A 9,120-nucleotide genomic window follows, 5' to 3' on the forward strand; every position below is an offset into this window, starting at 1 on the left:
GCCTGGCGCCGTGAAGTCGACGGGGACTCCGGTTCTCGCCGCTCAGATCCCCGTGCCCGTCCGCCGCAGCACGCGCAGTGAGCCGGTCGCCGGGATCTCGGTGAACGCGCCGGAGTCCAGGGCGCGGAGGTAGACGCGGTACGGGGCCTGGCCGGTGAACTCGTCCTCCGGGTCCGGGAACACGTCGTGGATCAGGAGCAGGCCGCCCTCGGCCACGTGGGGTGCCCAGCCCTCGTAGTCGGCGGTCGCGTGCTCGTCGGTGTGGCCGCCGTCGATGAACACGAGGCCGAGGGGCGAGTTCCAGATCTTCGCGATGAGCGGCGAGCGGCCGACGAGGGCGATGACGTGGTCCTCCAGGCCCGCCCTGTGCAGCGTGCGGCGGAACGTGGGCAGCGTGTCCATCAGGCCGAGCTCGGGGTCGACCGTCTCCGGGTCGTGGTACTCCCAGCCGGGCTGCTGTTCCTCGCTGCCCCGGTGGTGGTCGACCGTGACCGCCGTGACCCCGCAGGCGCGGGCCGCGTCGGCGAGGAGGATCGTGGAGCGGCCGCAGTACGTACCGACCTCCAGGAGGGGCAGCCCGAGCCGGCCCGCCTCGACGGCCGCCTCGTACACCGCGAGTCCCTCCCGCACGGGCATGAACCCCTTGGCGGCCTCGAAGGCGGCGAGGATCTCCGGCTTGGGTGCCGTGGGCATGGGGCCCCTTTCGGTCGTACGTATGTGTGGGCGCCCATGCTGCCGTACGTCCGGAGGGGCGTGGGGGACGGGTCAGGAGCCCGTGGTGGCGGTGGCGGTGGCGGGTACGGGACTGTCCGCGTCGGCCGGCCGGGTCGCGGACGACGCGAGCGTGCCCTGGCCGGACGGGCGGCGGCGCGGCAGGAACAGCGCCAGGAGCAGGCCCAGGGCGACCGCGGCCGTGGCGATCAGGAACGAGATCCGGAAGCCGTGCAGGGTCGGGACCGCGACGCCGTTCACCTGGTTCGCCGTACTGGCCAGCACCATGCCGATGACGGCGCTCGACAGCGACGTACCGATGGAGCGCATCAGGGTGTTGAGGCCGTTGGCGGCGCCCGTCTCCGAGGGGTCCACGGCGCCGACGATCAGCGCGGGCAGCGACGAGTACGCCAGGCCGATGCCCGTGCCCAGGACCACCGAGACGACGACGGTCTGCCAGGCGGCGCTCATCAGGCCGAGGCCCGCGCCGTAGCCGATCGCGATGATCAGCAGTCCGGTGACGAGGGTCGACCTGGGGCCGTAGCGCGCGGAGAGGCGGGCGTACACCGGCGCGGTGAACATCATCACCAGGCCGAGCGGAGCCATGCACAGGCCCGTGACGACGAGCGACTGGCCGAGGCCGTAACCGGTGGTGACCGGGAGCTGGAGCAACTGGGGGAGGACGAGGGAGACGACGTAGAAGGAGACGCCGACCATGATCGAGGCGATGTTGGTGAGGAGCACCTCGCGGCGGGCGGTGGTGCGCAGGTCGACGAGCGGGGCCTTGGAGCGCAGCTCGAACACGCCCCACAGGAGCAGCACCATGAGCGAGGCGGCGAACAGGCCGAGCGTGGTGCCGGAGGCCCAGCCCCAGTCGGCGCCCTTGGTGATCGGCAGGAGGAAGAGGACCAGGCCCAGGGAGAGGCCGAGCGCGCCCAGCGCGTCGAAGCCGCCCCCCGCGCGCGTCGGCGACTCCGGGACGGTGAGGAGGATGAGCGGGATGGAGACGGCGCCCATGGCGGCGGAGCCGTAGAACAGGGTGTGCCAGTCGGCGTGCTGGGCCACGAGGGCCGCGAGCGGCAGCGCGAGTCCGCCGCCGACGCCGATCGAGGAGCTCATCAGGGCCATCGCGGAGCCGAGCCGCTCGCGGGGCAGCAGGTCGCGCATCAGGCCGATGCCCAGCGGGATCACGCCCATGGCGAAGCCCTGGAGGGTGCGGCCGACGATCATGGTGAGCAGTTCGCTGGTGAAGGCGCTGACCAGGGCGCCGGCCACCATCACCGCCAGGCTGGCGATCAGCATGCGCCGCTTGCCGTAGAGGTCGCCGAGGCGGCCCATGATGGGTGTGGCCACGGCTCCGGAGAGCAGGGTCGAGGTCAGGACCCAGGTGGCGTTGCCGGGCGAGGTGTCCAGCAGCTCGGGGAGGTCCTTGACCACCGGTACGAGCAGGGTCTGCATCACCGCCACGACGATCCCCGCGAAGGCCAGGACCGGGACGAGCGCGCCGGACTGTCTCCGTACGGGCAGCCGGTCCTCCGCCGTGTGCGTCTGTGTCTGCGGGTGCGCCTGCGCCATTGAGTGGGGCCTCCGGCCGGGGGGATCACGGGATCGACGAGATACGTGCATGATCAACCCCGTGTGCTGGGGCAACTATTCCGGTGCTTCGGGCTCCTAAGGAAATCTTGACCATCTCATGGGATTCTGATCTTTCGTCAGGGCCTGGTGTGTCCACAGGACATCAGTCGCGGGACATCAGTCGCGGGACATCAGTCGCGGGACATCAGTCACGGGACATGAGTCGCAGGACCTCGGTCTCGTGGCCGAGTGCCGGTGGCGCGAAAAGCCGATACCGGAAACGGCGGGCGGTTGAGAGCATGTCGCGCATGTTGCGCGCCCGTGAAGACACCCGAAGGCCGAGCCGCACCGCGCCGCCCACCTGGCTCGTGGTCGCACTCGCGTGCGCCGGGCAGTTCCTCGTCGTCCTCGACGTGTCCGTGGTCAACGTGGCGCTGCCCTCGATGCGGACCGACCTGGGGCTGAGCCCGACGGGGCTGCAGTGGGTCGTGAACGCGTACACGATCACCTTCGCCGGCTTCATGCTGCTGGGCGGGCGCGCCGGTGACCTGTACGGACGCAAGCGGATGTTCCTGGTGGGGCTCGCCCTCTTCACCATGGCGTCGCTGGGCGGCGGCCTCGCCCAGGAGGGCTGGCAGCTGCTCGTCGCGCGGGCCGCCCAGGGGCTCGGGGCCGCGGTGCTCGCGCCCGCCACGCTGACGATCGTCACCTCGACCGTGCCGGAGGGGCCCGCGCGCGCCCGTGCCATCGCGACGTGGATGTCGGTCGGCGCGGGCGGGGGAGCCGTGGGCGGACTGGTCGGCGGGGTGCTCGTGGACGCTCTGTCGTGGCGGTGGGTACTGCTCATCAACGTGCCCGTGGGCGCCGTGATGCTGGTCGGCGCGGCATTGCGGCTCGTGGAGAGCCGGGCGGGGGGCGGGCGTCGGCTGGACCTGCCGGGCGCGGTGCTGGTGACGGCGGGCCTGGCGACCCTCGCGTTCGGCATCGTGCAGACCGAGGCCGAGGGGTGGACGGCGGCCGTGACCCTGGTGCCGCTGCTCGCCGGACCGGTGCTGATCGGCGCCTTCCTGGCCGTGGAGGCGCGCACGCGGAAGCCCCTGATGCCGCCGAAGCTGCTGCGGCTGCGGTCGGTGGCGTCGGCCAACGCGGCGATGTTCCTGTGCGGGGCCGTGATGTTCTGCATGTGGTACTTCATGACGCTGTACGCGCAGAACGTGCTTGGTTACCCGCCGCTGGACGCCGGGCTCGCCCTGGTGCCGAGTTCGCTCGCGGTGGTGCTGGGCGCCAAGGCCGCGCCCCGGCTCATGCGTGTGCTCGGGCCGCGCCATGTCGCCGTGTTCGGGATGCTGGTGGCCACCGTCGGCCTCGCGTGGCAGTCGACGATGACGGCGGACGGCTCGTACACGACCGCGATCCTGATCCCCGGCGTCCTGATGATGACCGGCGCGGGCCTGTCGGCGACGCCGCTCGCGGCGCTCGCCACCTCCGGGGCGGCGCCCGGGGACGCCGGGCTGGTGTCCGGGCTCGTCAACACCTCGCGCACGATGGGCGGTTCACTCGGCCTGGCCGTCATGTCGACGGTCGCGGCGGTCCGCACGGCCGGGGGTACGTCGCCGGAGGCGCTCACGGCCGGGTACGCGCTGGTGTTCCGTACGGGCGGGACGGTACTGCTCGTGGGGACGGTGCTGATGCTGGTGTGGCTGCCGCGCGGGGGTTCCTCGGACTGAGCGGGGGTTCCTCGGACTGAGACGAGCGGGGGACGGTGAGCAGGGGCCGGCGAGCGGAGGCCGGTGAGCAGGGCCGGTGCGCGGAGGCCTGCGAGCAGGGCCGGTGAGCGGAGGAAGTTCACCGGACGGGCGGGGCAACGGAATCCGGTCCCCATGGACTGTATGAGGCATCAAGGAGGTGCCCATGGGGGGTCGGAAGCAGGCTCGGGACGCGCAGTTCCAGAGCTTCTTCATCGGTCGCTGGCCACGGTTGCTGCGTACGGCGTTCCTTCTCACAGGGGAGCAGCACGCCGCGGAGGACCTGGTCCAGACGACGTTCGAACAGGTCTACGTGGCCTGGAGCCGGGTCGCTTCGGCCGACGACCCGGACACGTACGTACGGCGCGTGATGATCAACGCACACGCGCGCAGACACCGCAGACGCCTCAAGGAGTTCCTGGCACCGAGGAGCGACTCGCCCCTGGTGCCCGAACTGCCGGACGGCGGTGACCGGATCGCCCAGGCCGACGACCGGGGCGCGCTGCTGAAGGCGCTGTCCCAACTGCCCCCGCGCCAGCGGGAGGCGGTGGTCCTGCGGTACTGGGAGGACCTGAGCGAGGGACAGGCCGCGGAGGCGATGGGGTGCTCCGTGGGAGCGGTGAAGAGCAACGCGGCGAAGGGGATCGCGAAGCTCCGGGCCCTGCCGGGCCTGGCGGAGACGGTGACGCAGGGAGGGCGGACGCGATGAGTCCGGAGCGGGAGACCGACCACGGGATGGCACACGACGACGCGGTGCCCCAGGGCATCGCCCTGCTGCTGGCGGACGCGGCGGACGCGGTCGAGATCGGTACGGCCCCCTACCAGGCGGTCGTACGGGGCGGCCGGCGCCGGAAGACCCGTCGCTGGGCGGTCACGGCCGTCGCGGCGGTGGTGATCGCGGGCTCGACCGGCACGCTTGCCCTGTCCGGGGTGATGGACGGCGACGGGGACCGGGGGTCCTCGGCGGCGACGCGGCCGTACACGGCGGAGGAGCGGCATGTGTACAAGCCGCGGAAGACGACGGTGGGTACGGGACGCGAACAAGGCAAGGACTGGAAGGTGACCGTCGACGTCTGGGGGGCGCCACGGAACGAGGCGGAGGCGGACCGGCAGTACGCGGCGATGAAGCGCACCTACAAGGTGGCGGAGGTGGTCCTCAACCGGGGCTCGACGGTTCCCGCGGCCCCGGACCAGTCGGACTGGATCGGCAAGAGCCGCCTCTACGTGCGCCTGACCGTGGGCGACCAGGCTTCGTCGGTGGTCGAGGAGGCGTTCGCCGAGGGCGGTGTCCCGTCGGGCGGGGACCCCAAGACCTACACGACGCCGCTGTTCGACCCCATCGCGCTGACGACCGGGTCCGGCAAGCTGTCCGACCGGCAGCTCGTGGTCGGCAAGGTCGACCCGACCGCCCAGCAGGTCCGCGTCACCTGGTCCGACGGGACGACCACCGAGATCAACCGCGACGAGCACGACACCGGGGACCAGGATCCGCGGACTCCCCGGCTGCTCGACGCCGAGGGCTCCTCGATGAGCTGGTTCGTCGTGCTGGCGCCCAAGGGGCTGTCCCACGACTCGACGAAGGTGATGAAGTGAGGCCCATGCGGCCGCAGTAGGCGTACGCGGCCGGAGTAGGCGTACGCGGCGGCAGGGGTGTCCACGGGGGGCGCCCCTGCCGTCACAGCCACCCCTGCTGCCGGGCCTCCCGCATCGCCTCCATGCGGTTGCGGGTGCCCGTCTTGCCGATGGCGGAGGAGAGGTAGTTGCGGACCGTGGACTCGGACAGGTGGAGCCTGGCGGCGATGTCGGCGACGGTCGCGCCGTCCACGGAGGCCTTGAGGACGTCGCACTCGCGGGCGGTCAGCGGGTTGGGGCCCGCGCTGAGGGCGGCCGCGGCGAGCGCCGGATCGACGACCGTCTCACCGGCCAGCACCCGGCGGACGGCTTCGGCGAGCTCCTCCACCGGCCCGTCCTTCACCAGGAACCCGGCGGCGCCCGCCTCCATGGCCCGCCGCAGATACCCCGGCCGCCCGAACGTCGTGAGGATCAGCACCCGGCAGTCCGGCGCCTGCTCACGCAACTCGGCGGCGGCGTCCAGACCGCTCATCCCCGGCAGTTCGATGTCCAGCAGCGCCACGTCGGGTCGGTGCGCGAGCGCGGCGTCCACGATCCCGTCCCCGGCCGCGACCTGCGCCACGACCTCGATGTCGGCCTCCATGCCCAGGAGGAGGGCGAGGGCGCCCCGCATCATTCCCTGGTCCTCGGCGAGCAGGACGCGGATGGACTTCGCGGGCCGGTGCTCCCGGGGCATCTCGTTCACGGGCCAAGATTAGGGCGGAGGGACGCGTATAGGGCCGCCGCAGGCGCGTCAGGCCGGTTCGGGTCTCGGCTCCCGCTCCGGATCCGGCTTCCGCTCCGGTCTCGGTTCCCGCTCCGGCTCAGGTTCCGGCTCCAGCGACTCCACGGGAAGCTCGGCCCGTACGGCGAAACCGCCTCCTGGACCAGGGCCCGCCTCCAGGGAACCGCCCGCCGCGGCGAGACGTTCGGTGAGCCCCTTCAGACCGGTGCCATCGCCGGACTGCGAGCCGGGCACGACACCGGGACCGTCGTCCGTGACGGTGAGCCGGACCCGCTCGGGAGCCCCGGTGAGGGTGATGGCGCAGTGGGTCGCGCCACTGTGCCGTACGACGTTGGTGACCGCCTCACGCACCACCCAGCCGAGGAGGGCCTCGGTCTGGGGAGCCAGTGGAGGGCCGGAGAGACGCACCTCGGGCGTCACCCCCGCCGCGGTCAACGCCGAGCGGGCCCGGTCCAGTTCCGTCGTCAGGCTGCCCTCCCGGTAGCCCGTCACCGCCTCCCGTATCTCCGTCAGGGCCTGGCGGCCGACCGACTCGATGTCCTTGACCTGGAGGAGCGCCGCGTCCAGATCGCGGGGCGCCAGCCGCCGGGCCGCCTCCGACTTCACGACGATCACCGAGAGCGTGTGACCGAGCAGGTCGTGCAGATCGCGGGAGAAGCGCATCCGCTCCTTCTCCACCGCCCGGCGCGCCAGCTCCTCGCGGGCGGCGCGCAGTTCCCGTACGGCCTCGGAGAGGGAGAGGATCGCGGCGGTGACCATGGTGGACAGGAAGGTGCCGTACGCGACGCCCACGGCGCCCCACCCGTCGCGCAGCCCGGCCACCAGCCCGGCGAGCGCGCTCAGCCCGAGGCCGGTCCAGCCCAGCCACCGGCCCCGTACGATCGCGCCCACCGCCAGGCCCAGCAGAGGGAAGAACGCCGTCCAGCTGCCGCCGTAGCCGATCGCGAGTGCGCAGGTCACCACGCCCATCAGGACCAGTGCCACGCGGGTGGAGCGTGCCTCGCGCGCCTCCTTCACGAAGGCGCGGAACACGACGTAGATGTAGAGGGAGTTGAAGGCGAGGATGCCGATCCCTCCGATCCACGGGTTCGGGGTCTTGCCCTGCCAGAGGTTCGAGAAGGCGCCCATGCCCATCAGGAGCCAGGGGAGCAGGGCGAAGCCGTTCGGGGGCGGGCCCAGTTCCTCGGGGAGCTTGCCCGTCCTTCGCACGGCCCGCTGATCCTCCAGGAACCTCTCGCGGTCCGACCGCCAGTGCCGGAGTGTGCGCCGCGACGCCTCCAGCCGGCAGGCCACCCCGCGCCCCCATGACGTCCGGGCCATTGCTTCCCCCTTGTTCAGACGGTCCGCCCCGACCGTCGGTACGAGACCACAGCGTACGAACCGAACAGCAGCAGCCACACCGTGAGCACCGCGATCGTGCCGGGCGACGGGGCGTGACCGTCGGCGACCGCCGTGCCGAGCCCGGCGAAACGGTTCGTCGGCGTGTACGCGGACACGGAGCGCAGCCAGTCGGGGAAGAGGGAGAGCGGGAACCAGAGCCCGCCGACCACCGCCAGCCCCAGGTTGCACACCAGGTTCACCACGCCCGTGGTCTGCGCGGTCAGCCGGTAGCCGTTGCCCAGGCCGAGCAGCGTGAACGGCACCGAGCCGAGCCACAGCAGCACCGCGATCGCCGCCCACTGCCAGGCGTCCAGCCGTACGCCGTTGACGAGCCCGCCCGCGGCCAGCACCGCCACGATGGCCGGGAGCACGGTCACCGAACCCGTCAGCGCCCGGCCCAGCACCACCTCGCGCGGGGTCATCGGCGTGACGCGCAGCTGCCGCAGCCAGCCGGTCGCCCGGTCCTCGGCGACCCCGCCGCCGGTGCTCAGCGCGGAGCCCAGCGCCCCGTAGGCGGCCATCCCCACCATCGAGGCCGTCTTCCACGTCCCGTCCTGGTCACCGAGGTTGGTGAACAGCAGGTACATCATCACCGGCATCGCGACGCCGCCGATCACGAAGCCCGTGTCGCGCAGCGTCCGCCGTATCTCGAGCCGCAGATAGTCGAGCATCACACCGTCTCCCGGTCCTGTGCACGAGTGGGGGTGGAGTCGCCGGTCAGGGCCAGGAACGCGTCGTCCAGCGACGCCGGAGCGACCTCCAGCCCCCGTACGGCGCCCATCCCCGCCAGCGCGACCACCGTCGCGTCCGAGTCGTCCGTCCGCAGGCGGGCCCGCCGCCCGCGCACCTCGACGGACACGACCCCCGGCAGCAGCTCCAGGCCGTCGGCCGTACGGCCCGCCAGGTCGACGGAGACGAGGTTGCCGCCCGCCGCCCGCCGCAGCTGCTCGCCGGTGCCGTCGGCGACGATCCGGCCGCGGTCGATGACCACGATCCGGTCCGCGTGCGCGTCGGCCTCCTCCAGGTAGTGCGTGGAGAACAGGACGGTGTGGCCGCGCCGCGCGTACGCCCGCATCGACGTCCAGAACACGTGCCGCGCCTCCACGTCCAGGGCCGCCGTCGGCTCGTCGAGGACGATCAGCGCGGGGTTCCCCGCCAGCGCCACCGCGAAGCGCACGCGCTGCGCCTGGCCGCCGGAGAGCCGGTCGACCCGGCGCCCCGCGAGAGGGGTGACGCCCGCCAGCTCCAGCGCGTCGGCCACCGGCAGCGGCTCCGGATAGCGCCCCGCCACGAACGAGACCAGCTCGCGCACGGTGACCCGGGGCACGAGCCGGGCGTCCTGCAGCATGGCCC

The 9,120-nt window shown here is 72.6% G+C and carries 9 protein-coding genes; 3 read left to right on the forward strand and 6 right to left on the reverse strand.

The features are described from left to right. Nucleotides 1-42 precede the first annotated feature (42 nt). Both FNH04_RS35280 and FNH04_RS35285 read right to left on the reverse strand, forming a co-directional pair. The gene (locus tag FNH04_RS35280; protein WP_152789926.1) at nt 43-693 is read right to left on the reverse strand and encodes a class I SAM-dependent methyltransferase; all 651 of its coding nucleotides are present in this window, start codon (nt 691-693) and stop codon (nt 43-45) included. 72 nt (nt 694-765) lie between these two features. After that, nucleotides 766-2,286, reverse strand: a complete 1,521-nt coding sequence (locus FNH04_RS35285; RefSeq protein ID WP_152789927.1) for an MFS transporter — start codon at nt 2,284-2,286, stop codon at nt 766-768. A 299-nt stretch (nt 2,287-2,585) separates the two neighbouring features. Between FNH04_RS35285 and FNH04_RS35290 the strand changes: the two genes are divergently transcribed. The 3 genes from FNH04_RS35290 (at nt 2,586) to FNH04_RS35300 (ending at nt 5,624) form a co-directional block, all read left to right on the forward strand. Then, nucleotides 2,586-4,013 carry an MFS transporter gene (locus FNH04_RS35290; protein WP_152789928.1) on the forward strand — a complete coding sequence of 476 codons (1,428 nt, stop codon included), beginning with the start codon at nt 2,586-2,588 and terminating at the stop codon, nt 4,011-4,013. Between the two features lie 184 nt (nt 4,014-4,197). Continuing rightward, nucleotides 4,198-4,740, forward strand: coding sequence for a SigE family RNA polymerase sigma factor (locus tag FNH04_RS35295; protein ID WP_152789929.1), 543 nt, complete (start codon nt 4,198-4,200; stop codon nt 4,738-4,740). Continuing rightward, nucleotides 4,737-5,624 (forward strand): hypothetical protein, encoded by an 888-nt coding sequence (locus FNH04_RS35300; protein WP_152789930.1) that lies wholly within the window; start codon nt 4,737-4,739, stop codon nt 5,622-5,624. Before FNH04_RS35295 ends, FNH04_RS35300 begins: the two co-directional genes overlap by 4 nt. Nucleotides 5,625-5,706: 82 nt before the next feature. On the opposite strand, the gene FNH04_RS35305 is transcribed toward FNH04_RS35300, so the two are convergent. The 4 genes from FNH04_RS35305 to FNH04_RS35320 form a co-directional block, all read right to left on the reverse strand. Then, nucleotides 5,707-6,339, reverse strand: a complete 633-nt coding sequence (locus FNH04_RS35305) for a response regulator transcription factor (RefSeq protein ID WP_152789934.1) — start codon at nt 6,337-6,339, stop codon at nt 5,707-5,709. Nucleotides 6,340-6,396: 57 nt separating this feature from the next. After that, nucleotides 6,397-7,707, reverse strand: coding sequence for a sensor histidine kinase (locus FNH04_RS35310; protein WP_152789931.1), 1,311 nt, complete (start codon nt 7,705-7,707; stop codon nt 6,397-6,399). 14 nt (nt 7,708-7,721) lie between these two features. Continuing rightward, on the reverse strand, nt 7,722-8,438 hold the full coding sequence (locus FNH04_RS35315; protein ID WP_152789932.1) for an ABC transporter permease: 717 nt from the start codon (nt 8,436-8,438) through the stop codon (nt 7,722-7,724). Beyond that, nucleotides 8,438-9,120 (reverse strand): ATP-binding cassette domain-containing protein (locus FNH04_RS35320; protein ID WP_152789933.1); only part of this gene is annotated, 683 nt, incomplete at its 5' end. The genes FNH04_RS35315 and FNH04_RS35320, both read right to left, overlap by 1 nt.

Source organism: Streptomyces phyllanthi, from assembly GCF_009377205.1.
Lineage (GTDB): Bacteria > Actinomycetota > Actinomycetes > Streptomycetales > Streptomycetaceae > Streptomyces > Streptomyces phyllanthi.